Consider the following 25085-nt stretch of genomic DNA (forward strand, 5'->3'; position numbering starts at 1 on the left):
ACCTACTTAAATAATGGAGGAGTATATTTATGACACAGGAAGTACGTGTACGTTATGCGCCGTCGCCGACGGGTCACCTGCATATCGGCAACGCTAGAACGGCCTTATTCAATTATTTGTTTGCACGCAATCTTGGCGGCAAATTCATCGTTCGTATTGAAGATACGGATGTGAAAAGAAACGTAGCGGGCGGCGAAGAAAGCCAGCTTACATACATGAAGTGGCTCGGCATCGATTGGGATGAGAGCGTGGATATCGGCGGCGGATACGGCCCATACCGTCAAACCGAGCGTCTCGATATTTATCGCGTTTATTGGCAGGAGCTGCTTGACCGAGGTCTCGCCTACCGTTGCTATTGCAATGAAGAGGAATTAGAGCAAGAGCGGAATGAGCAGCTTGAGCGCGGCGAAACGCCCCGTTATTCCGGCCGTCACCGCGATCTGACCGATGAACAACGTTCTGCGTTCGAGGCGGAGGGCCGTGTGCCTAGCATTCGCTTCCGTGTTCCGGAAGGCCGCACGTATCAGTTCGACGACATGGTGAAGGGCTCGATCAGCTTCGATACAACTGAGATGGGCGACTTCGTTATCGTGAAGAAGGATGGCATTCCGACCTATAACTTCGCTGTTGTACTGGACGATCATTTGATGAAAATCAGCCATGTGCTGCGCGGAGAGGATCATATCTCCAATACGCCGCGCCAGCTTATGATCTATGAAGCTTTCGGCTGGGAGCCGCCGCTGTTTGCCCATATGACGCTGATCGTGAATGAGCAGCGCAAGAAGCTAAGCAAGCGCGATGAGTCGATTATTCAATTCATCTCGCAGTACGATGACCTCGGCTACTTGCCGGAGGCGTTGTTCAACTTCATCGCTTTGCTTGGCTGGTCGCCGGAAGGCGAGCAAGAGATGTTCACGCGCGAGCAACTGATCGAGGTATTCAATGCGGAGCGTCTGAGCAAGAGCCCGGCCGTATTCGATACGCAGAAGCTGAGCTGGATGAACAACGAGTACATGAAGAAGGCGGAGCTTCCGCGCGTCGTTGATATGTGCATTCCTCACCTGCAGAAGGCTGGCCGTGTCGCGGCTGAGCTGGATGCGGATGGCCGCGCTTGGGTAAGCGATCTCGTAGCGCTGCATCAGGATAAGCTTCGTTATGCGGCTGATATTGTGCCGATTACGGCGTTGTTCTTCGCTGAGGAGCCGGCGGACGAGGATGATGCAGTTAGCGTGCTTGCCGAAGAGCAGGTTCCGGCAGTACTGAGCGCATTCCTTGCGCTCGTGGAAGCGGGCGATTCTGCATTTACGGTTGACGTCATTAAGGATATGATCAAGGCCGTTCAGAAGGATACCGGCTTCAAAGGGAAGCAGCTGTTCATGCCTATTCGCGCTGCGCTGACAGGCCAAACCCATGGCTCCGACTTGAACCAGTCGATCGCGCTGCTAGGCAAAGACAAGGTCGTGTCGCGTCTTCGCGCGCGTCTAGGATAACGATGTAGCTGTCGATCGTTTGCCGGCACGGCAGGCGCTGTGAAGAGAGGCTTTGCAGATAGTCCTTGTCACCTATTTGGCTATTGAGTATACTATGGATAATATCTACATGAATATATCGGCTATGAACAGGATTAGTACGTTTGCATGCGGATTCGCAGAGAGGACAACCGTCATTCGAATCGGCGCTGCTTGAGGGTATTGGGGCAGCGGCAAGAGTGGGGCTGAAAGTTGTTTGGTTCGCGCTAACGGAAATTTGCACCTGGGAGCTTTGTTCCGAGCTGGTTATCGAGCTTTAGTCATCGGTAAGCAGGGTAGGCGACAACGTAAGTCTGCGTTAAAGACATGAAGGTGAACAGCCGGATTCTTTTGAAATATAAGAAAGTATAAAATTTCATGTTTATACTGTGCTTATATTTCTTCGCGAAATGATTGCTTCACGCCGCCTTAAAGGACGGCGGTAGCCATTTACGCTTGGAGTGCCGTGTATTGTTCAAGCAGAGTGGGACCGCGCGATAAACACGCCTCTGCAGCACTTGATGCTGCAGGGGCTTTTTTTATTGGAAGGAAAAGCAACTCATAGCGTAGAGCCAAGCAATTTTGAAAGCAGAGGAGCAAAACGTATGTTTCGCCATTTTCGATCGGACGTTCAAGCAGTATTCGAAAATGATCCGGCGGCCCGAAGCCGTTTCGAGGTCATCTTCACTTATTCGGGCCTGCATGCTATTTGGGCGCATCGCATTGCGCATCCCTTATACCGTAGAGGCTGGTTTACGCTTGCGAGGATCATCTCGCAGGTAGGACGCTTCATGACGGGTATTGAGATCCACCCCGGTGCGACAATTGGCAATCGGCTGTTCATCGATCATGGCATGGGCGTCGTTATCGGAGAAACATGCGAAATCGGAGACGACGTCGTTATCTATCAAGGCGTTACGCTGGGCGGCACAGGCAAGGAAAAGGGCAAGCGCCATCCGACGATCGGCAATAATGTCGTCATCGGATCGGGGGCGAAGGTTCTCGGTTCCTTCCAAGTTGGAGATAATTCTAATATAGGATCCAATGCGGTCGTCCTGCGCGAGGTGCCTGATAACAGCACCGTGGTCGGGAATCCAGGCCGCGTGGTGAAGCGGAACGGGGAGAGGGTAGGCGATCGGCTCGACCATAAACAGCTGCCGGATCCGGTCATTGAAATGTTCCGCGCGATGAAAAAGGAAATTGATAGTTTGAAGGCTGAATTAGGCAAGGAAGTTCAAGAGCCCGAAGCAGGAGGAATTTTTGACAATGGCAATTACGATATATAATACGCTCACGAGAGCGAAGGATTCATTCGTCCCTCAGACACCGGGCAAGGTTAACATGTACGTATGCGGGCCGACGGTATATGACTATATTCATATCGGCAATGCGCGTCCGGTTATATTCTTCGACGTTGTGCGCCGCTACTTGGAAGCAGCAGGCAACGAGGTCCGTTATGTGGTCAACTTCACGGACGTAGACGACAAGCTCATTAAGAAGGCGGAACAGCTCGGCACGACTGTGCCGGAAGTTGCGGAGAAGTTTATCACGGCGTTCTACGGGGATATCGATTCGCTTGGCGTGCGCAAGGCAACGCTTAATCCGCGCGTAACGGACAATATTCCGGAGATTATCGCGTTTATTGCAGAGCTCGTAGACAAAGGCTATGCGTATGAGAGTGAAGGCGACGTATATTTCCGTACGTCCAAATTCGATGAATATGGCAAGCTTTCGGGCCAAAACTTAGGCGAGCTGCAATTCGGCATTCGTGTAGAGATTGGCGACCGCAAAGAAAATCAGCAGGACTTCGTGCTGTGGAAGGGCGCGAAGCCAGGCGAGATCAAGTGGGAGAGCCCATGGGGAGACGGCCGTCCGGGTTGGCATATTGAGTGCTCGGCAATGGCACGTAAGTATCTCGGCGAAACGCTCGATATTCACGGCGGTGGACATGATCTTCAATTCCCGCATCATGAATGCGAAATCGCGCAGTCGGAAAGCCTTAGCGGCAAGCCTCTGGCGAACTACTGGATGCATAACGGTTACATTCATATCAATAATGAAAAAATGTCCAAATCGCTCGGAAACGGCATTACGGTTAATGAGCTCGTGAAGCGGATTAAGCCGCACGCGATCCGTTACTTCATGTTGTCGACGCATTACCGCAGCCCGCTTAACTTCAGCGACGAGACGATTGCGCAAGCGGTAAATAGCGTTGAGCGGATTGCCAACTGCGCGGCGAACCTAAAGCATAGGCTGAGCAGCGAAGGACTAAGCGATGCCGCGGTAGATCCAGCGCTTCAAGCGAAGCTTGATGAGATTGCGAGCCAGTTCCATGCGAAGATGAGCGACGACTTCAATACGCCGGATGCTATAACGGCAGTATTCGAGCTTGTGACTGAAGCGAATCAATATATGAATCGCAGCGACGCTTCTGCTGAAGGATTGCAGGCACTGTTGGCTCTGTTTGAGCAGCTGGATAATGTGCTTGGTCTCCTGCCGGCTCAAGAAGCGGCCGACGAATTGCTTGATGCGGATATCGATCAATTAATCGTAGAGCGTACGGAAGCGCGCAAATCGAAAAACTGGGCAAGAGCGGACGAAATCCGCGATCTGCTGGCTGAGAAAAATATTGTGCTTGAGGATACGCCGCAAGGCATTCGTTGGAGACGCAAATGAGCGAACATCTAGATGCAGGCTCGCTCATGTTCTATCCGCCCGCCAAGAAACCGCAGTTGATTAATCCGGTTGTTCTCGCATATGTGGGCGATGCCGTATTTGAACTGCTCGTGCGACAGTACTTAGTGTCGCTGCCCAATAACAAGTCGCATCATATGCATCGCGAAGCGACAAGCATCGTGTCGGCGAAGGGCCAGCGGCAATTGCTTGAGCGATTGCAGCCGCATCTGACGGAGGAGGAGGCGGACATCGTCCGCCGAGGCCGCAACGCCAAGTCGGGGGCTCCGCCTAAGAACGCGGATCCGGCTGATTACCGCCTTGCGACGGCGCTCGAGAGCCTCGTCGGTTATTTGTATTACGAAGGGCGCAATGAGCGGCTCGGTGAACTGTTCGCGATCGGACTTGAAGGAAAATAGAAATAGAGGAGGGAACATGATGTCTGTTGAGAACCAAAACCAGGAGGAAATGATCGCTGGCAAGCATCCCGTGCTTGAAGCGCTTCGTTCCGGACGGGAAATTAATAAAATATGGATTGCTGACGGCGCGCAGAAGACGTTGACGCAGCCGATCGTTGCCGAGGCGAAGAAGCTTGGCATCGTGGTTCAATTCGTTGACAAGCGTAAGCTTGATAGCATGGTCGAAGGCGTTGCCCATCAGGGTGTCGTCGCGCAGGCGGCTGCCTTTGATTATGTGGAAGTAGAAGAGCTGCTCGAGATCGCATCGAAGAGCGGGGAGACGCCGTTCATTCTTGTCCTTGACGAGATTGAGGATCCGCATAACCTCGGCTCGATTCTAAGAACGGCAGAATGTACGGGCGTGCACGGTGTCATTATTCCGAAGCGCCGCTCGGCATCGCTGACGGCTACTGTGCTTAAGACCTCGGCTGGAGCTGCAGAACATGTGCCTGTCGCGAGAGTGACGAACCTGGCTCAAACCATCGATAAGCTGAAGGAAGCGGGCGTATGGGTCGCCGGTACGGACGTAAGCGCATCGCAGGATGTGTACAAGATGAAGTTCGATATGCCGCTCGCCGTCGTAATCGGCAACGAGAGCAAGGGCATGGGCCGGCTTATTAAAGAAAAATGCGATTTTCTCGTTAAACTTCCGATGCTCGGCCGCTTGAATTCACTGAATGCCTCGGTTGCAGCAGGCGTGCTTATGTATGAAGTCGTGCGGCAACGCCGGGGCGTCTAGGGCATGAATCGGCGCGACGACATTTTGTTGGTCGATGGATACAATATGATCGGCGCGTGGCCAATGCTCGAGAAGCTCAAGGAGCATGACCTGGAAGATGCGCGGGATAAGCTGCTGGACATGCTTGCGGATTATCAAGGCTTCACGGGCATGAAGGTGTATGTGGTATTTGACGCTTATTTTGTCCCAGGCATAGGTGCGACTTACCGGCAGCATAAGCTCACGGTCATCTATACGAAGGAGAAAGAAACGGCTGACGAGTGCATTGAACGCTTGTGCGCGGAGCTGAGCTCGAGGCGTAGGAACATCTACGTGGCGACCTCCGATATGATTGAGCAGCATGTTGCTTTTGGCCAAGGCGCCCTTCGCGTATCCGCGCGCGAGCTGCTCATCGACATTGGGCAGAACCGCAAAGATATCGAGCAAACGCTTCGGGAAGAGAAGCCGATCAAGCGCAATTCGGTTGACTCGAGAGTGAATCTGGAGACGTGGAGTAAGCTGGAACGAATGAGACGCGGCGAAAAGTAAGGGAATCGAGTCGGCGAAATAAGTGAAGATCGTATTGATCGACGCTTGTTTCAATGTTCCACAAAGTTACAATTTTACTAGATAATCGATAGTTTTCGAGGCTGAATTGGTTGACGGTGTAAGGTTTTATCATGTATACTGGCTCTATATTTTCAGAATCTAGCGGTGTACGCCTTGCAGGCCGGAGGGATAGTTCGTGGGCATCGACCTCAAAGAATGGAGTACGCTCGAATACGACAGCAGTACGGACGAGGACATCGTCGAGGCGGTCCGCAACGGCGACAGCATGGCGCTGGAATATTTGATTAATAAGTATAAGAACTTCGTGCGAGCAAAGGCGCGTTCTTATTTTCTTATCGGCGCGGATCGTGAAGATATCGTGCAGGAAGGGATGATCGGCTTATATAAGTCAATTCGCGATTTCAAAGGGGACAAGCTAGCAAGCTTCAAAGCCTTTGCCGAATTGTGCATTACAAGGCAGATCATTACCGCCATCAAAACAGCCACGCGTCAGAAGCACATCCCACTCAATTCGTATGTATCGCTTGACAAGCCAATTTATGATGAAGATTCAGACCGCACGCTGCTGGACGTTATATGCGGCACTCGCGTATCCGATCCGGAAGAACTTATTATTAATCAAGAAGAATTCGTTGGCTTGGAAGATAAGATGTCCGAAATATTAAGCGATCTAGAGCGCAAAGTGCTCATGCTTTATTTGGACGGAAGATCATACCAGGAAATTGCCGTCGATTTGGACCGCCACGTGAAGTCAATTGATAATGCTTTGCAACGGGTGAAGCGGAAGCTTGAACGTTACTTGGAAATCAGGGACATTAGCGGGTAAGTGTCGTTCAGCAACGAGCTGCAAGCTGCATAATAACCAAGGCTGTCTATTCCGTCTGGTAAGACCAGGCGGACCGGGACGGTTTTTTTATTGATAGGGTTGAAAAATCGTGAAGCAGACGATAATGGTAGATACGAGTCCCGAGTCCAAGCAGGCTGTCTTGGCAATAATTCGCATGCCGCGCGTCTATCTTTTACATTGACATGAAAAATGCCATATGCTAAAGTGTTTAGGTAGGCCTGAAATCGAGGTTTTTTTTTGTATTTGCGATGGAATCAATGATGTTTCATATAGAGCTTCATGATTCGTATTTTGTAGCAGTTCGGGAGGTGTAATTCAATGCGGGTTATTATCACGTTGGCATGCACAAACTGCAAACAGAGAAACTATGCGAGCAGCAAGAACAAACGCAATCACCCCGACCGCATCGAGTTGAAGAAGTTTTGCAAGTTTTGTAACGAGCAGACTCCTCATCGCGAGACGAGATAGTCAATTGGAGGTGTGACCGTGGCATTTTTGGCTAAACTAAAGCAAAGCTTTGGTAATACGTTTAGTTTTTTTGCCGACAGCTGGGCAGAACTTAAGAAAGTTCGCTGGCCAAATCGTAAAGAGTTGACAAGCTACTCGATCGTCGTTCTTTTAACGATCACGTTTGTAACGATTTACTTCTGGCTTCTTGACATCGGGATCTCGACTCTGGTTGAACTCATTGTTTAAGAAGGGTCCAAAGGTGGATTAGTGATGGAAAAAAGATGGTACGTCGTGCACACTTACTCCGGGTATGAGAACAAGGTGAAAGTCAACCTGGAACGCCGTGTTGAATCAATGGGCATGGAAGACAAGATCTTCCGCGTGCTCGTTCCTATGGAAGATGAAGTGGTAGAGAAGGACGGTAAGAAAAAGACCGTTCAACGCAAAGTCTACCCTGGCTATGTTCTTGTGGAAATGGTTCAAACCGACGATTCATGGTACGTTGTTCGTAATACGCCAGGCGTAACTGGATTCGTAGGTTCAACTGGGTCCGGTTCGAAGCCGACTCCTCTATTGCCCGATGAAGTGGAGCAAATCCTCAAGCATATGGGTATGGAAGAGCCGAAGCCGAAGATCGAATTCGAACTGAAAGAAACGGTTCGCGTCAAAGTAGGTCCTTTCGCAGACTTTGTCGGTTCAGTAGAAGAAATTTTGCTCGACAAAGCGAAGTTGAAAGTTCATGTCAACATGTTTGGCAGGGAAACCCCTCTTGAGCTCGACTATACTCAAGTGGAAAAGATTTAATATCCGGTTTCCAAGTCCGCTTGGAATACTTTAGTGTATTTCATCGGATCGTGTAATGCTTTAGGATTACAAGGTAAGGAGGTATGAGTCATGGCAAAAAAGGTCATCAAGATGGTCAAACTGCAAGTTCCTGCAGGCAAAGCTAACCCAGCGCCACCAATCGGTCCGGCACTAGGTCAAGCAGGCGTTAACATCATGGCTTTCTGTAAAGAGTTCAACGCTCGTACTGCGGATCAAGCTGGTCTGATTATTCCAGTCGTGATCACTGTATTCGAAGACCGTTCCTTTACTTTCGAGACTAAAACGCCGCCGGCTGCTGTATTGCTCCGCGTTGCTGCTGGTATCGAAAAAGGTTCAGGTGAGCCGAACAAGAAAAAAGTTGCTACTGTGAAACGCGATAAAGTTCGTGAAATCGCAGAGCAAAAAATGCAAGATCTAAACGCAGCTTCTGTTGAAGCAGCTATGCGTATGGTTGAAGGTACAGCGCGCAGTATGGGCGTAACAATCGTTGACTAATTCCGCATAGGCTATTACAGCTTTAGCGGGATTAGGACGATCTGTCTTGCGAAGCCAATCGGCTTTCGCAGGTGGGAGGATCATCCCTAAGAGGGTGTTCCGCTATACCACATAAGGAGGAGAACAAAATGGCTAAACACGGTAAAAAATATGTTGAAGCTGCTAAGCTGATCAACAGCGAAGCAACTTACGAGCCGGCTGAAGCGATTGAACTCGTTAAGAAGGCTGCGACAGCTAAATTCGACGAATCCGTTGAAGTAGCAGTTCGTCTGGGCGTTGACCCACGTAAACAAGACCAAGCAGTGCGCGGCGTCGTAGTACTTCCGCACGGTACTGGTAAAACTAAACGCGTTCTCGTTTTCGCAAAAGGCGAAAAAGCGAAAGAAGCGGAAGCTGCAGGCGCTGACTTTGTTGGCGACGCAGACATGATCAACAAAATCCAACAAGGCTGGTTCGAATTCGACGTTTGCGTAGCAACGCCGGACATGATGGCTGAAGTTGGTAAACTTGGACGTATCCTCGGCGGTAAGGGCTTGATGCCTAACCCGAAAGCTGGTACAGTAACATTTGATGTTACGAAAGCCGTTCAAGAAATCAAAGCCGGTAAGATTGAATACCGTCTTGATAAAGCAGGTCAAATCCACGCTCCAATCGGTAAAGTATCGTTCGATGCTGAGAAGCTGAACGAGAACCTTAAAGCATTGGTTGATGCTTTGGTTCGCGCTAAACCGGCTGCTGCTAAAGGTATTTACCTGAAAAACATCGCCGTTTCCTCGACTATGGGCCCTGGCGCTCGTGTATCGACTGCGAACTATCGCTAAGAAACGGAACTTAATTTCGAACACGCATACCGAAGACAGTAGGTGCCATTAGGCTTAATTTCCTACCGAGGTGTTATGATAAAACGTTTGTAAGCGAGCCAAGGCCAATCGGCCTTGCCGCGATAACGACATCATGGCCTTCGCAACGTCTGCGAAGGCCTTTCTCATGCATCGAGGCGAGGAAAGCCCGTCGTATATCGGAATGTACAATATTACGGGAGGTGTACAGTTTGGCTAACGCAAAGATCATCCAAGAGAAACAAGAAGCAGTATCAGTAATCGCGGCTAAGATCTCTGAGAGCTCGAGCACGGTTGTTGCTGACTATCGCGGATTGAACGTTGCGCAAGTTACTGAACTTCGGAAACAACTCCGCGAAGCGGGCATTGAATTCCAAGTTTTGAAAAACTCGCTCGTTCGCCGTGCAACTGAAGGAACGGATTTCGCAGCTTTGAACGATATCCTGACTGGTCCTACAGCAATCGCATTCGGCAAAGAAGACGCCGTTGCTCCAGCTAAAATCTTGAACGATTTTGCTAAGAAAAACGACGCTTTGAAACTTAAAGGCGGTATCGTTGAAGGTAAAGTCGTTGATATGGATCAAATCAAAGCTCTTGCAGAGCTTCCGTCCCGCGACGGTTTGCTTTCCATGCTCCTCAGCGTATTGCAAGCTCCTATGCGCAACTTCGCGCTTGCAGTTAAAGCAGTCGGCGAGAAGCAAGAAGCACAAGCTTAAGAAACAACGCAACATTGCTAATGATGTAACTGTTATCCGGCTTATGCCGGTCGCATAATGCTAGAAAACCAAAAAAACTAAACCAAATTTCCGGAGGTATAACCATGTCTAAAGAGCAAATCTTGGAAGCCATCAAAGTTATGACCGTTCTTGAACTGAACGACCTTGTTAAAGCAATCGAAGAAGAATTCGGCGTAACTGCTGCAGCTCCAGTAGCTGCTGGTGGCGCAGCAGTAGCTGTTGAAGCTGAGCAATCCGAATTCGACGTTATCCTTAACAACGCTGGCGCATCGAAAATCAACGTAATCAAAGTTGTTCGCGAAATCACAGGTCTTGGCCTGAAAGAAGCGAAAGACTTGGTTGACAGCGCTCCTAAAGCAATCAAAGAAAAAGTTGCTAAAGAAGAAGCTGAAGCTGTTGCAGCTAAACTTACTGAAGCTGGCGCTTCCGTAGAAGTTAAGTAATATCGCTTAAATTGCATACAGCAGGGACATAAGCATACGCTGTGGCCTCGCTGACGAGCCCCTTGGAACCGCATGGTTTCAAGGGGTTCGTTGCATGTTATAAGCTAATAGCTAAAGGATGACGGAAGGGAAGCCGAACATGTCGAATCATTATTATTCTGAAAGCCCGGAAGTAAAACATAACCGGCAGCAGCATACCTTTGATCTGCGCGGCTATGCCTTTCGTTTTATGACGGATGCCGGCGTATTCTCCAAGACGGGTGTCGATTACGGCAGCCGAGTGTTGATTGATGTCATGGAGATTGCGGGCGATGCGAAGGTGCTTGATGTCGGTTGCGGCTACGGCCCGATCGGGCTGACGGCTGCGAAGCTGGCGCAGCAAGGTCATGTGACGATGATTGATATTAATGAACGAGCGGTAGAGTTGTCTCGCGAGAATGCTCGACTTAACGGCATATCGAATGTAACGGTAGTGCAGAGTGATATCTATGCTGCGGTGAAAGAGCAACGATTCAATACCATTGTAACGAATCCGCCTATTCGCGCGGGAAAAGCAGTCGTTCATCGTATCTTCGAGGAGGGCTATGAGCTGCTTGAGCCAGGCGGAACGATGTGGGTTGTGATTCAGAAGAAGCAAGGAGCGCCGTCAGCGGAGGCGAAGCTTAAGGACTTGTTCGGAGAGCATGAGGTCGAGGAAGTTACGAAGGATAAAGGCTATCGGATCTTCAAAGCTACTCGAACATAAGCAGTGAAAAAGTTTTCAAAGAATGTTTTGCAAAATAGTTTGACTTGACTTTTTGGATATGGTAATATTATAAAATGTCAGCATTAAATTGGGCTCAATCTCTTTAGTCAACTAAAATGTCAAGTATGATTTTTTGGGCGCGGATTGCATAAGATATGCAAGTTTGACGTATAATGTTTACATTTTGGGCAAAATTACTTGATATGTGACCATCGCGCCGCGCTGCGAATGGTTGGCTGCCGGAAACACGCTCTTTTTTCGAACTATTCGATAAGGGCTTTTCTTTATTTAACTATATAGGTGGCTGGTGCCGGCTATGAGTGACGCAGTAAGTATCGATGCTGTGAGACAGACATGAGGGGTGAGGTTAAGTTGGCAGGACAACTTGTTCAGTATGGTCGGCGAGCGCGCAGAAGCTACGCCCGAATCAACGAGGTGCTGGAAGTCCCGAACCTGATTGAAATCCAACAAAAATCGTATGAGAAGTTCTTGGACAACGATTTAATTGAATTGTTTCAGGATATTTCTCCGATTTCGGACTTTACGGGCAATCTATCGCTTGAGTTTATCGACTATGGCTTAGGCGAACCGAAATATTCGGTCGATGAATCAAAAGAGCGCGACGTGACGTATGCAGCTCCTTTACGCGTTAAGGTACGACTTTTCAATAAGGAGACCGGCGAGGTAAAGGAACAAGAAGTGTTCATGGGTGATTTCCCGCTTATGACTGAGACAGGCACGTTTATTATTAACGGGGCCGAGCGGGTTATAGTCAGCCAATTGGTGCGCTCCCCGAGTGTGTACTTCAGCACGAAGGTTGATAAGAACGGGAAGAAGAACTACACGGCAACGGTTATTCCGAACCGTGGTGCTTGGCTGGAGCTTGAAACGGATGCCAAGGATATTGTTTACGTTCGTATTGACCGGACCCGGAAAATTCCGGTAACGGTGCTTTTGCGTGCACTTGGTTTTGGCACAGACGCTGAGATTCTCGAGCTGCTAGGCCATGATGAGTACATTCGCAATACGCTAGACAAGGACAATACGGATTCCACGGAGAAAGCGCTGATCGAGATTTACGAGCGTCTTCGTCCAGGTGAGCCGCCGACTTTGGATAATGCGAAGAGCTTGCTTGTAGCTCGTTTCTTTGATCCAAAACGATATGACCTGGCCAATGTCGGCCGTTACAAAATAAACAAGAAGCTTCATATCAAAAATCGTTTGTTCAACCAGAAGCTCGCTGAGAACTTGGTTGATCCGACTACAGGCGAGATTATCGCTGAGGCGGGACAAATGATCGACCGTCGCTTGCTTGACGAGATTCTCGAGAAGCTGGAGACGGATGTGGGCTTCAAGACTTATCACGTCGCTAACGGTGTTCTTGATGCTGATAGTATTCCGCTGCAAACGATCAGCGTATTCTCGCCGCTTGACGAGAACAAAGTCATTAAAGTTATCGCAAATGGCGTTATTGATAAATCCGTTAAGCACATTACGCCTGCGGACATCATTTCCTCCATTAACTATTTCATTAACTTGCTCCACGGCGTTGGAAGCACGGACGATATTGACCATCTCGGCAACCGTCGTCTGCGTTCCGTAGGCGAATTGCTGCAGAACCAATTCCGTATCGGTCTTTCCCGTATGGAACGCGTTGTGCGCGAGAGAATGTCGATTCAGGATGCGAATGCGATTACGCCACAGGCGCTAATCAATATCCGTCCCGTTATCGCGTCGATCAAAGAGTTCTTCGGTTCCTCGCAGCTTTCCCAGTTCATGGACCAAACGAATCCGCTTGCTGAATTGACGCATAAGCGTCGTCTATCGGCACTCGGACCAGGCGGTTTGACAAGGGAACGCGCAGGCTTCGAAGTACGTGACGTCCATCACTCTCACTATGGCCGTATGTGTCCAATCGAGACGCCAGAGGGACCGAACATCGGTTTGATCAACTCCTTGTCCTCGTTCGCCCGTATTAACGAGTACGGCTTCATTGAAGCTCCGTATCGTTGGGTTGATCCGAAGACGGGAACTGTTACGGAACAAATCTCTTACATGACTGCCGATGAGGAAGACAACTATATCATCGCGCAAGCGAATGCGAAGCTGACTCCTGAAGGTCAATTTGCTGAAACGAACACAATCGTTCGTTACAACAAACAGGCGGATAACATCTTGACGATGCCTAGCGAACGCGTTGACTACATGGACGTATCGCCTAAGCAGGTTGTGTCGGTTGCGACAGCGCTCATTCCGTTCCTAGAGAACGATGACTCCAACCGCGCTCTAATGGGATCGAACATGCAACGTCAAGCCGTGCCTCTTCTTATCCCGAAAGCGCCGTTCGTCGGTACGGGTATGGAGCATAAGGCTGCAAAAGATTCTGGTGTATGTATTGTTGCCAAATATGACGGAATTATCGAGCGTTCGTCAGCTAACGAAATTTGGCTGCGCCGCGTTGAGATCATTGACGGCAAACCGGTAACAGGCGACTTGGTTAAGCACAAGCTTCATAAGTTTATGCGTTCCAACCAAGGTACGTGCATTAACCAACGTCCGCTTGTACGCAAAGGCGACGTAATCAAGAAAGGCGATATTCTCGCAGACGGCCCTTCCACGGAACAAGGCGAATTGGCGCTTGGACGCAACGTTGTTGTCGCGTTCATGACGTGGGAAGGTTACAACTACGAGGATGCCATCTTGCTAAGCGAAAAGCTTGTGAAGGAAGACGTGTACACGTCCATTCACATTGAAGAATATGAGTCCGAAGCTCGTGATACGAAGCTTGGACCGGAAGAAATTACACGCGACATTCCGAACGTCGGCGAAGATGCGCTCCGCAACCTCGACGAACGCGGCATTATCCGTGTCGGTGCTGAGATTAACGCAGGAGACATCCTCGTCGGTAAAGTAACGCCTAAGGGCGTAACAGAGCTGACGGCCGAGGAAAGATTGCTCCACGCAATCTTCGGCGAGAAAGCTCGCGAAGTTCGTGATACATCGCTCCGCGTACCGCATGGTACGGACGGCATCGTTGTAGACGTGAAGGTGTTCACTCGTGAGAACGGCGACGAATTGCCGCCAGGCGTTAACCAGTTGGTTCGTGCTTACATCGCTCAGAAGCGTAAAATTTCTGAAGGCGATAAAATGGCCGGACGTCATGGTAACAAAGGGGTTATCGCCCGCATCATGCCAGAAGAGGATATGCCGTTCCTACCGGACGGTACACCAGTAGAAGTCGTACTGAATCCGCTCGGCGTACCTTCGCGGATGAACATCGGTCAAGCGCTTGAAGTTCACCTTGGTATGGCTTGTAAGCATCTCGGCATTCACGCCGCAACGCCTGTATTCGACGGCGCGCGCGAGAATGACGTATTCGATACGATGGAAGAAGCCGGCATGCAGCGTAATGGTAAGACTGTCCTTTATGACGGTCGTACCGGCGAGAACTTCGAACGTGAAGTTACAGTTGGCGTCATGTACATGATCAAACTGGCGCACATGGTTGACGATAAAATCCATGCTCGTTCGACGGGCCCTTACTCGCTCGTTACGCAACAGCCTCTCGGCGGTAAAGCGCAATTCGGCGGACAACGTTTCGGGGAGATGGAAGTATGGGCGCTTGAGGCATATGGCGCAGCGTACACACTCCAAGAAATTCTTACCGTCAAATCCGATGACGTGGTCGGCCGTGTGAAAACATACGAATCGATCGTCAAAGGCGAGAATGTTCCTGAACCGGGTGTTCCAGAATCGTTCAAAGTATTGATCAAAGAGCTTCAAAGCTTGGGCATGGACGTTAAGATCCTGACTGAGAATGAAGAAGAGATCGAGATGAAGGAAATGGACGACGAGGAAGAGAACACTGGCGATAAACTTAATCTTAATCTAGAAGGCACTGAAGTCGGCGCTGAATAAAGCATTCGCCTGAATTCCGAGTAGCGTCACGCGCTCCTCGGAATTCGGCAGTTTACGCATAAAGACATAGTTATAGATGACGAAGGAGGGTTGCTCCTTGTTGGACGTGAACAACTTCGAGTATATGAAAATCGGTCTGGCTTCGCCTGACAAAATTCGCTCGTGGTCCCGCGGAGAAGTTAAGAAACCGGAGACAATCAACTATAGGACGTTAAAACCGGAGAAGGAAGGTCTCTTCTGCGAGAAAATCTTTGGACCTACTAAGGACTGGGAATGTCATTGCGGCAAATACAAACGCGTTCGTTACAAAGGCGTAGTCTGTGACCGCTGTGGCGTCGAAGTTACTCGCGCGAAAGTTCGCCGCGAGCGTATGGGACATATCGAGCTTGCAGCTCCTGTCTCCCATATCTGGTACTTCAAAGGTATTCCAAGCCGCATGGGCCTTGCGCTTGATATGTCCCCTCGTTCGCTTGAGGAGATTATTTATTTCGCATCTTACGTTGTTACCGATCCAGGTGAAACTCCGCTTGAGAAGAAACAACTATTGTCTGAGAAAGAATACCGCAGCTATCGTGAGAAGTACGGTTTCGGCTTCCATGCAGGCATGGGTGCTGAGGCGGTTAAGAAGCTTCTTCAAGATATCGACATCGAAAAAGAGCTTGAGCAACTGAAGGAAGAGCTGCGTACGGCTCAAGGTCAACGCCGTAACCGTGCGATCAAGCGTCTTGAAGTCGTCGAAGCATTCCGTAATTCCGGCAACGAGCCGGAGTGGATGATTTTGGACGTGCTTCCGGTCATTCCTCCTGAGCTTCGCCCAATGGTACAACTCGACGGCGGCCGTTTCGCAACATCCGACCTTAACGATTTGTATCGCCGTGTAATTAACCGGAACAACCGTCTGAAACGCCTGCTTGATCTCGGTGCACCAGACATTATCGTACAGAATGAGAAGCGCATGCTTCAAGAAGCAGTTGACGCATTGATCGATAATGGTCGTCGCGGCCGTCCTGTTACGGGACCGGGCAACCGTCCATTGAAATCTCTCAGCCATATGCTCAAAGGTAAGCAAGGACGTTTCCGTCAGAACTTGCTCGGTAAACGGGTTGACTATTCCGGTCGTTCCGTTATCGTCGTAGGTCCTAACCTGAAGATGTTCCAGTGCGGCCTTCCGAAGGAAATGGCACTTGAGCTGTTCAAGCCGTTCGTCATGAAGGAACTCGTCAACAAAGGCCTTGCGCATAACATTAAGAGCGCGAAGCGTAAAGTTGAACGTGTAAGCCCTGAAGTGTGGGACGTTCTTGAAGAAGTGATCAAGGAGCATCCGGTATTGCTCAACCGTGCCCCGACGCTTCACAGACTCGGTATCCAAGCGTTCGAGCCTATCTTGGTTGAAGGTAAAGCGATCAAGCTTCACCCGCTCGTATGTACAGCTTACAACGCTGACTTCGACGGTGACCAAATGGCCGTTCACGTACCGTTGTCCGCAGAAGCGCAAGCGGAAGCTCGTCTTCTTATGCTTGCATCGGGCAATATCTTGAACCCGAAAGACGGTAAGCCAGTCGTTACGCCATCGCAGGATATGGTTCTCGGCAGCTACTATCTGACGATGGACAACAAAGAGTCCAAAGGCAGCGGTTCGGTATTCGGTACGGTCAACGAAGCAATCTCCGCTTATCAACGCGGTATTGTATCGTTGCACGCGCGTATCTTCGTTCCGGTTCGCGTATTGAAAAAAGTTAATTTCACCGAACAGCAGCAAAACTCGTTGCTCGTTACTACGGTTGGTAAAGTCATCTTCAACGAAATTTTCCCTGAAGATTTCCCTTATATCAACGAAGCAACGAAGACGAATCTGCTTCACGGTACGCCAGATAAATATTTCGTATACGAAAAAGGTGCAGACCTTGTTAAGTTTGCGGATGAATTGAACACCCCTGGCGCGGTAGGCAAAGACTACCTTGCGCTTGTAATCGCGGAATGTTTCCGTCAATACCACACAACGCTTACGGCAGTCATTCTTGACCGCATTAAGCAGCTTGGTTTCACTTATTCCACAAAGGCTGGTATTACGATCGGCGTATCCGACGTTATCATCCCGGTAGAAAAAGCAGAAATCATGAAACGTTCCGACGATAAGGTCGCTACCGTTATGAATCAATACCGTCGTGGTCTGATTACGAACGAAGAGCGTTATGACCGTATCATCACGATTTGGAGCGCGTGTAAAGACGAAATTACCGAAGTCCTCATGAAATCGATGGATCGTTACAACAACATCATGCTCATGGTGGATTCGAAAGCACGGGGTAACAAATCGCAAATTACTCAGCTCGGCGGTATGCGTGGTCTGATGGCCAATCCATCCGGCCGTATCATCGAGTTGCCAATCAAATCGAACTTCCGTGAAGGTCTTACCGTCCTCGAGTACTTTATCTCGACGCATGGTGCGCGTAAAGGTTTGGCCGATACAGCACTTCGTACAGCCGATTCGGGTTACTTGACTCGTCGTTTGGTTGACGTTGCGCAGGACGTTATCGTTCGTGAAGAAGATTGCGGAACAGATAAAGGCTTCACGGTTAGCAAGATTCAAGACGGTAAAGAAGTTATCGAGGATCTGTACGACCGTATTGAAGGACGTTACTCCTTCGAGACTGTTCGTCATCCGAAGACTGGCGAAATTATCGTTAACCGCAGTGAACTGATCGATTCGAACAAAGCGGATGCGATCATCGATGCAGGTGTTGAGAAGCTGCAGATTCGTTCTGTACTTAGCTGCCGCGCTCGTCATGGCGTATGTAAAGTGTGCTACGGCCGTAACTTGGCTACTGGCAAGCACGTTGAGATTGGTGAAGCGGTAGGTATTATCGCGGCTCAATCGATCGGCGAACCAGGAACACAGCTCACGATGCGTACGTTCCATACGGGCGGCGTTGCCGGCGACGACATCACGCAAGGTTTGCCGCGTATTCAGGAGTTGTTCGAGGCGCGTAATCCGAAAGGCCAAGCGATCATTTCCGAGCTTGACGGCGTCATCAAGGAAATTCGCGAGGCGAAGGACCGTCGTGAAATCGAAGTTCAAGGCGAAGCAGAATCGAAAGTATATGCAGTTACTTATGGTTCGCGTATCCGCGTAACGGAAGGCCAGCATATCGAAGCAGGCGACGAGCTGACAGACGGCTCGATCGATCCGAAAGACATGCTGCGCATCAAAGGTATCCGCGGCGTACAGAACTACATTTTGCAAGAAGTACAGCGCGTTTACCGGAATCAGGGCGTAGAAATCAATGACAAGCACGTTGAAGTCATGATTAAACAAATGCTCCGTAAAATCCGTATCGTAGACGCTGGCGGTACAACTCTTCTTCCAGGTGCGTTCGTCGACATTCATGAATATGAGTCGCAGAACCGCGAGGCCATCTTCTCTGATAAAGAGCCAGCTGTCGCTAAGCCGGTATTGCTCGGTATTACGAAAGCGTCGCTTGAAACGGATTCGTTCTTGTCGGCGGCATCGTTCCAAGAAACGACGCGCGTATTGACCGATGCTGCTATCAAAGGCAAAGTCGACCAATTGCTTGGCTTGAAAGAGAACGTAATTATCGGTAAGCTGATTCCAGCAGGTACCGGTATGCAGCGTTACCGCAATATCCACTTCGTGGGTATGGAAGATGAAGAAGGTAATCCAATTGTCCAAGAAGAAGCTACGGAAGCAGTAGCTATCGAATAGATAGCAGTCCATGGCTGACTCAGATAGGTAATGAATGAAGAATGAAGTGATACATGCACCCGTTCGTTCGATACGAACGGGCTGCGTGGATCGCTTTTTCTTTTGCGATAATGCAGTAAATCATGTATGGGATTAATTATTAATTCAGTAGAAATATGAATTTTAGAGGATTACACTTGACATGTACACAGTATAGATGCTAATATGTCGAAGTGTGCCTGATGACTAGGAATTAGAAATTCGTATGTTCATTTATGAACCGCCTGGTTCTGTGGGCTTAAATGGGGTAAAATGTCTACCGTATTAAAGACATTGATATAGGGGAAGGGGGTGGCAACATGCCAACAATTAACCAGCTGGTCCGCAAAGGACGTCAAGCGAAAGTCGTTAAATCGAAATCGCCAGCATTGCAAAAAGGTTTCAACGCTCTGAAACGTGAAGCTACTAACATCAGCGCTCCTCAAAAACGCGGTGTGTGCACTCGTGTAGGTACAATGACTCCAAGGAAACCGAACTCCGCGCTTCGTAAATATGCTCGTGTTCGTCTGACGAACCGTCTAGAGGTTACGGCTTACATTCCGGGTATCGGACACAACTTGCAAGAGCATAGCGTTGTTTTGATCCGCGGCGGTAAAGTAAAAGACTTAGCAGGAGTACGTTATCATATCGTTCGCGGCGCGCTTGATACTGCAGGTGTTAACAACCGTATGCAAGCTCGTTCGAAATATGGTACAAAACGTCCTAAAGTTAAAAAATCGTAAGAATAACTCTATTGAGTTATTAACAAGCTAGAACAAGCGACTATAAGAAGAAAGGGGGACTTTACATGCCACGCAAAGGTCCTGTAACGAAGCGCGATGTGCTTCCAGATCCGATGTATAACAGCAAGCTGGTAACGCGCCTAATCAACCGCATTATGCTTGACGGTAAAAGAGGCGTAGCAGCAACACTGCTATACGATGCTTTCAAATTGATTCAAGAGCGCTCGGGTAAAGATCCGATGGAGGTTTTTGAAACAGCTTTGAAAAACATTATGCCGGTTCTTGAGGTTAAAGCTCGCCGTGTAGGCGGCGCTAACTATCAAGTGCCTATCGAAGTTAAACCAGAGCGCCGTACGGCACTTGGTCTCCGTTGGCTCGTGAACTACTCACGTAACCGCGGCGAGAAAACGATGGAAGAGCGTCTAGCTGCTGAAATCCTGGATGCTTCGAACAACACTGGCGCTTCTGTTAAGAAACGCGAAGATACGCACAAAATGGCTGAAGCAAACAAAGCGTTTGCTCACTACCGCTGGTAGAATCTTAACAATCGAGAGGAGACCATTTTATGTCAAGAGAGTTCTCCTTGAATAATACGCGCAATATCGGGATCATGGCGCATATTGATGCTGGTAAAACGACTACGACTGAACGGATCTTGTTCTTCACGGGCCGTACTCATAAAATCGGTGAGGTGCACGAAGGTGCAGCTACGATGGACTGGATGGAACAAGAACAAGAACGCGGTATTACGATTACGTCTGCCGCTACAACCGCTCAATGGAACGGTCACCGCATCAATATTATCGACACCCCGGGACACGTTGACTTCACAGTTGAAGTTGAACGTTCCCTGCGCGTATTGGACGGGGCTGTTGGGGTTTTCAGTGCGAAAGAAGGCGTTGAGCCACAGTCTGAAACGGTATGGCGTCAAGCTGACCGTTACAACGTACCACGTATCGCTTACGTCAATAAGATGGACATCATTGGCGCAGACTTCCTGAATGTTATTAAAGACATGCGCGAGCGTCTGCAAGCTAATGCTGTTGCGATCCAAATACCGATCGGCGCTGAGAGTGATTTTGTTGGCGTTATCGATATCGTAGAACGCATAGCATACAAGTACAAAGATGATACAGGTAAAGATCCAATTCAAGTTGAGATTCCTGCTGAGTACGCCGACCAAGTCGAAGAACTTCGTACGGAATTGATTGAAAAGGTTGCAGAACTGGATGAAGAATTAACGATGAAATATTTGGAAGGTGAAGAACTCACTATTCCAGAAATTAAAGCAGCACTCCGTAAAGGCGTATGCGAAGTTAAAATCTTCCCAGTAATCGTTGGATCCTCGTACCGCAATAAAGGTGTTCAATTGATGTTGGATGCGGTTGTTGACTACCTTCCATCCCCACTCGATGTACCGGCAATCAAAGGTACGCTCGAGGATGGAGAAGAAGGAGCACGACCATCGTCTGATACAGAGCCGTTCTCGGCTTTGGCATTCAAAATCATGACGGACCCTTATGTTGGTCGTTTGACGTTCTTCCGTGTGTATTCGGGTATACTGAAATCCGGTTCGTATGTTCTTAACTCAACTAAGGGCAAACGTGAACGTATTGGACGTATTCTTCAAATGCATGCGAACTCGCGTCAAGAAATCTCTGAAGTGTATTCCGGCGACATCGCTGCAGCTGTTGGTCTTAAAGACACAACAACTGGTGATACACTTTGCGATGAGAAAGCGATCATCATCCTTGAGTCGATGAACTTCCCAGAACCGGTTATCTCGGTTGCTATCGAACCAAAAACGAAAGCTGACCAAGACAAACTCGGTATTGCGATTTCTAAACTCGCTGAAGAAGATCCTACCTTCCGTGCACATACGGACGAAGAAACAAACCAAACGATTATTTCTGGTATGGGTGAGCTTCACCTTGAAATTCTCGTTGACCGTATGTTCCGTGAATTCAAAGTTGAGACAAACGTTGGTAAACCACAAGTTGCTTACCGTGAAACGTTCCGTCAAGCTGCGAAAGTTGAAGGTAAGTTCGTTCGTCAATCCGGTGGTAAAGGTCAATTCGGACATTGTTGGGTTGAATTCTCACCACTTGAGCCAGGTTCAGGCTTCATATTCGAAAACAAAACAGTCGGCGGTTCGATTCCACGTGAATTTATCGCTCCTATCCAGGCTGGTATTGAAGAGTCGATGAAGAACGGCGTAGTTGCCGGCTTCCCGCTCGTTGATGTCAAAGCTGTTGTTGTAGACGGATCTTATCATGATGTCGACTCCTCCGAGATGGCGTTCAAAATTGCAGGTTCGATGGCGCTTAAAGCTGCCAAAGAAAAATGTAAGCCAGTATTGCTCGAGCCAATCATGAAAGTTGAAGTTACTGTTCCTGAAGAGTACATGGGCGATGTTATGGGTATGCTTAACTCCCGTCGTGGTCGTATCGAAGGTATGGATTCGCGCGCAGGCGCTCAAATCATCCGTGCTAAGGTGCCTCTCTCCGAGATGTTTGGTTACTCCACAACACTTCGTTCCGGTACACAAGGACGCGGCGTATTCTCGATGGAGCTTTCTCACTATGAAGAAGTTCCTAAGTCGATCGCTGAAGAAATTATTTCCAAGCACAAAGGCACTGAGTAATCACTGCGTTTGGCTAACTAAAGTTTGTTTTAGGCCGTCATCAGGTTTGCTTGCACTCTAGGTGTCGGCCCACACATAAAAAATATGATGGTATATGAGGAGGATTAAGTTCAATGGCTAAGGCAAAATTTGAACGTAATAAACCGCACGTTAACATTGGTACTATCGGTCACGTCGATCACGGTAAAACAACATTGACGGCTGCTATTACAACTGTTCTTTCCAAAAAATACGGCGGTGCAGCAGTAGCATTCGACCAAATCGATAAAGCTCCAGAAGAGCGCGAGCGCGGTATCACAATCTCGACAGCTCACGTTGAGTATGAGACGCCAGCTCGTCACTACGCACACGTTGACTGCCCAGGTCACGCCGACTACGTTAAAAACATGATCACTGGTGCTGCTCAAATGGACGGAGCTATTCTTGTAGTATCCGCTACTGACGGCCCAATGCCACAAACTCGTGAGCACATCTTGCTTTCGAAACAAGTAGGCGTGCCTTACATCGTTGTATTCCTGAACAAATGCGACATGGTTGAAGACGAAGAGCTTCTTGAGCTTGTTGAGATGGAAGTTCGCGACCTTCTTTCCGAGTATGAGTTCCCAGGCGACGACACTCCAATCATCCGCGGCGCAGCTCGTGAAGCACTTGCTAACCCTGACGGTCCTTGGGCTGACAAAATCGTTGAATTGTTCGAACAAGTTGACACTTATATCCCAACTCCAGAACGCGACACGGCTAAGCCTTTCCTTATGCCTGTCGAGGACGTATTCACAATCACAGGCCGTGGTACAGTTGCTACAGGTCGCGTAGAGCGTGGCGTTATCAAAGTTGGCGACGAGATCGAAATCATCGGTCTTGCTGAAGAGTCCCGTAAATCCGTAGTAACAGGCGTTGAAATGTTCCGCAAATTGCTTGACTCCGCTCAAGCTGGCGACAACGTTGGCGCATTGCTTCGTGGTGTAGACCGCAGCAACATCGAGCGTGGTCAAGTATTGGCTAAACCGGGTTCGGTTAAGCCACACACGAACTTCACTGCTCAAATTTACGTTCTTACTAAAGAAGAGGGTGGCCGTCACAAGCCTTTCTTCACAGGCTACCGTCCACAGTTCTACTTCCGTACAACTGACGTAACGGGTATCATCAACCTGCCAGAAGGCACTGAGATGGTTATGCCTGGCGACAACATCACTGTAACGGTTGAGCTTATCGCTCCAATCGCTGTTGAAGAGGGAACTCGTTTCTCGATTCGTGAAGGCGGCCGTACAGTAGGCGCTGGCGCAGTAGCAACTATCCAAAAATAATAAACGCGGCCTTAGGCCGACGTTTGTAACGAGAAGCTCCCACATCTGTGGGAGCTTCTTTATATTACAAGTATATTTGGATATTTTTCATGTAACTAATGATTGACGGTATGTGGTTTCGACCTTTAATATTAAATGTAATGCAAAGGTTGTCCACGTTCAGAAGGTATTCAGACAGTATAGGCAGACATATTTCTTCCGGGAAAAGGTATAGCCTTATTTGTATTGCATGGATTTCCTTCTATGAGAATAACGTTGACGGTACACATTATGAGAGGGGTATATCAAATGAAAAAAAAGTTTTGGTTAGGCGTTACGCTTGCGGCAGTTATGGCTGTAACGGCGGCATGCGGTGCGAACGGTTCCGACAATACGAATACAGGATCGAACAACAACACAGGCAATACTGGCGGGGATGCAGAAAAAACGTATACGATTGCGATTTCGCAATTGGTTGAGCATCCGTCGCTCGATGCGACAAAAGAAGGTTTTCTTGCAGCATTGAAGGATGCGGGCATCGAAGAAGGCAAGAACCTAAAGATCGATATGAACAACGCACAAGCGGATACGGCAAACAGCAAAACGATTTCTCAGAAAATCGCTTCGGGCAAAGCGGACCTTGCACTTGGGATCGCAACAATGACGGCTCAGAACTTGGCTGAGGACGTAACGAACATCCCAGTCTTGTTCGCAGCAGTAACAGATCCGATCGATGCAGGCATCGTTAAGCAACTTCAAGCCCCAGGCGGCAACGTGACGGGCGCTTCCGATACAAACCCGGATGCGGTTAAGCAAACAATGGATTTCATCGCTGCCGAGCTTCCAGAAGTGAAGAAAGTAGGCCTGGTTATCAACGAGGGAGAACCAAATGCTGTAGTTATGGCTAAATATGCCGAAGAAGCACTTTTAGCACATGGCATCGAACTTGTTAAAGCTCCTATCGTTAATATTTCCGATGTACAACAAGCTGCCGAGTCTTTGGTTGGTCGTGTAGATGCTATTTACATTACGCTTGACAACAACGTTGTAAGCGGCGTGGATTCTATTATTGAAGTGGCTAACAAAAACGACATTCCGTTCTTCTCCGCCGACCGTGATACGGTTGAAAAAGGAGCCTTCTTAACGGTTGGTTTCAAATACTTCGACCACGGTTATGAAGTTGGACAAATGGCTGTTGAAATTTTGAAAAACGGTAAAAAGCCAGGCGAGATGGACATTACGGTTCCACAAAAGCTGGATTTCATCATGAACCTGAAGGCAGCAGCAGAGCAAGGCATCACGGTTACGGATAAAATGAAAAGCTACGTAAAAGATCCTGAGAATAACATCATCGAGTAAGTCCGGTATCATTGGAATAGAATAAGAATATGAAAACATGCGGGGTGAGCGGTAATTCTGTTCACCCCCTTGTTGTGACAAAGGAGTG

The 25085-nt window shown here is 48.9% G+C and carries 23 protein-coding genes and 1 other annotated feature; all 23 genes read left to right on the top strand.

Features of this window, described 5'->3' with window-relative positions; genetic code table 11:
• Window positions 1–29: 29 nt before the first annotated feature.
• On the top strand, window positions 30–1490 hold the full coding sequence (gltX, locus tag AB4Z33_RS12615; RefSeq protein ID WP_442050275.1) for a glutamate--tRNA ligase: 1461 nt from the start codon (window positions 30–32) through the stop codon (window positions 1488–1490).
• A 143-nt stretch (window positions 1491–1633) separates the two neighbouring features.
• Window positions 1634–1789 carry a hypothetical protein gene (locus AB4Z33_RS12620; RefSeq protein ID WP_442050276.1) on the top strand — a complete coding sequence of 52 codons (156 nt, stop codon included), beginning with the start codon at window positions 1634–1636 and terminating at the stop codon, window positions 1787–1789.
• A gap of 324 nt (window positions 1790–2113) precedes the next feature.
• Window positions 2114–2794: a serine O-acetyltransferase gene (cysE, locus tag AB4Z33_RS12625; RefSeq protein ID WP_442050277.1), complete on the top strand. Its 681-nt coding sequence runs from the start codon at window positions 2114–2116 to the stop codon at window positions 2792–2794.
• Complete coding sequence (gene cysS / locus AB4Z33_RS12630; protein WP_442050278.1) at window positions 2775–4184, top strand: cysteine--tRNA ligase; 1410 nt, start codon at window positions 2775–2777, stop codon at window positions 4182–4184. The genes cysE and cysS overlap by 20 nt, the downstream gene beginning before the upstream one ends.
• Entirely contained in the window at window positions 4181–4600 is a 420-nt protein-coding gene (locus AB4Z33_RS12635; RefSeq protein WP_442050279.1) for a Mini-ribonuclease 3, read from the top strand. Before cysS ends, AB4Z33_RS12635 begins: the two co-directional genes overlap by 4 nt.
• Before the next feature lie 19 nt (window positions 4601–4619).
• Window positions 4620–5378, top strand: a complete 759-nt coding sequence (gene rlmB, locus AB4Z33_RS12640; RefSeq protein ID WP_337103227.1) for a 23S rRNA (guanosine(2251)-2'-O)-methyltransferase RlmB — start codon at window positions 4620–4622, stop codon at window positions 5376–5378.
• Between the two features lie 3 nt (window positions 5379–5381).
• On the top strand, window positions 5382–5906 hold the full coding sequence (locus AB4Z33_RS12645; RefSeq protein ID WP_442050280.1) for an NYN domain-containing protein: 525 nt from the start codon (window positions 5382–5384) through the stop codon (window positions 5904–5906).
• A 196-nt stretch (window positions 5907–6102) separates the two neighbouring features.
• Window positions 6103–6753 (top strand): RNA polymerase sporulation sigma factor SigH, encoded by a 651-nt coding sequence (sigH, locus tag AB4Z33_RS12650; protein WP_442050281.1) that lies wholly within the window; start codon window positions 6103–6105, stop codon window positions 6751–6753.
• Between the two features lie 339 nt (window positions 6754–7092).
• A complete protein-coding gene (rpmG, locus tag AB4Z33_RS12655; RefSeq protein WP_015847242.1) occupies window positions 7093–7242 on the top strand; it encodes a 50S ribosomal protein L33 in 150 nt (49 codons plus the stop codon).
• Window positions 7243–7260: 18 nt separating this feature from the next.
• On the top strand, window positions 7261–7470 hold the full coding sequence (gene secE / locus AB4Z33_RS12660) for a preprotein translocase subunit SecE (protein WP_337103230.1): 210 nt from the start codon (window positions 7261–7263) through the stop codon (window positions 7468–7470).
• 24 nt (window positions 7471–7494) lie between these two features.
• The gene (gene nusG, locus AB4Z33_RS12665) at window positions 7495–8028 is read left to right on the top strand and encodes a transcription termination/antitermination protein NusG (protein ID WP_307208468.1); all 534 of its coding nucleotides are present in this window, start codon (window positions 7495–7497) and stop codon (window positions 8026–8028) included.
• Window positions 8029–8118: 90 nt separating this feature from the next.
• Window positions 8119–8544: a 50S ribosomal protein L11 gene (rplK, locus tag AB4Z33_RS12670; RefSeq protein ID WP_337103231.1), complete on the top strand. Its 426-nt coding sequence runs from the start codon at window positions 8119–8121 to the stop codon at window positions 8542–8544.
• Window positions 8545–8672: 128 nt separating this feature from the next.
• Window positions 8673–9365, top strand: coding sequence for a 50S ribosomal protein L1 (gene rplA, locus AB4Z33_RS12675; RefSeq protein ID WP_442050282.1), 693 nt, complete (start codon window positions 8673–8675; stop codon window positions 9363–9365).
• A gap of 11 nt (window positions 9366–9376) precedes the next feature.
• Window positions 9377–9540: a sequence feature (ribosomal protein L10 leader region), on the top strand.
• 55 nt (window positions 9541–9595) lie between these two features.
• A complete protein-coding gene (rplJ, locus tag AB4Z33_RS12680) occupies window positions 9596–10099 on the top strand; it encodes a 50S ribosomal protein L10 (RefSeq protein ID WP_442050283.1) in 504 nt (167 codons plus the stop codon).
• A gap of 104 nt (window positions 10100–10203) precedes the next feature.
• Window positions 10204–10563 carry a 50S ribosomal protein L7/L12 gene (gene rplL / locus AB4Z33_RS12685; RefSeq protein WP_137186567.1) on the top strand — a complete coding sequence of 120 codons (360 nt, stop codon included), beginning with the start codon at window positions 10204–10206 and terminating at the stop codon, window positions 10561–10563.
• Between the two features lie 139 nt (window positions 10564–10702).
• Window positions 10703–11308 (top strand): class I SAM-dependent methyltransferase, encoded by a 606-nt coding sequence (locus AB4Z33_RS12690; RefSeq protein WP_442050308.1) that lies wholly within the window; start codon window positions 10703–10705, stop codon window positions 11306–11308.
• A 354-nt stretch (window positions 11309–11662) separates the two neighbouring features.
• Window positions 11663–15226, top strand: a complete 3564-nt coding sequence (rpoB, locus tag AB4Z33_RS12695) for a DNA-directed RNA polymerase subunit beta (protein ID WP_442050284.1) — start codon at window positions 11663–11665, stop codon at window positions 15224–15226.
• Window positions 15227–15323: 97 nt separating this feature from the next.
• The gene (gene rpoC / locus AB4Z33_RS12700; RefSeq protein ID WP_442050285.1) at window positions 15324–18950 is read left to right on the top strand and encodes a DNA-directed RNA polymerase subunit beta'; all 3627 of its coding nucleotides are present in this window, start codon (window positions 15324–15326) and stop codon (window positions 18948–18950) included.
• Between the two features lie 338 nt (window positions 18951–19288).
• Complete coding sequence (gene rpsL, locus AB4Z33_RS12705; protein ID WP_054025332.1) at window positions 19289–19711, top strand: 30S ribosomal protein S12; 423 nt, start codon at window positions 19289–19291, stop codon at window positions 19709–19711.
• A gap of 65 nt (window positions 19712–19776) precedes the next feature.
• Window positions 19777–20247, top strand: coding sequence for a 30S ribosomal protein S7 (gene rpsG, locus AB4Z33_RS12710; protein WP_337103236.1), 471 nt, complete (start codon window positions 19777–19779; stop codon window positions 20245–20247).
• A 29-nt stretch (window positions 20248–20276) separates the two neighbouring features.
• The gene (gene fusA, locus AB4Z33_RS12715; RefSeq protein ID WP_442050286.1) at window positions 20277–22355 is read left to right on the top strand and encodes an elongation factor G; all 2079 of its coding nucleotides are present in this window, start codon (window positions 20277–20279) and stop codon (window positions 22353–22355) included.
• Between the two features lie 113 nt (window positions 22356–22468).
• Window positions 22469–23659: an elongation factor Tu gene (gene tuf, locus AB4Z33_RS12720; RefSeq protein ID WP_442050287.1), complete on the top strand. Its 1191-nt coding sequence runs from the start codon at window positions 22469–22471 to the stop codon at window positions 23657–23659.
• A gap of 288 nt (window positions 23660–23947) precedes the next feature.
• On the top strand, window positions 23948–24997 hold the full coding sequence (locus tag AB4Z33_RS12725; RefSeq protein WP_442050288.1) for an ABC transporter substrate-binding protein: 1050 nt from the start codon (window positions 23948–23950) through the stop codon (window positions 24995–24997).
• The last annotated feature ends 88 nt before the right edge of the window (window positions 24998–25085 follow it).

Origin of the sequence: Paenibacillus sp. 2TAB19 (assembly GCF_052115185.1) — a bacterium.
Classification (GTDB): domain Bacteria; phylum Bacillota; class Bacilli; order Paenibacillales; family Paenibacillaceae; genus Pristimantibacillus.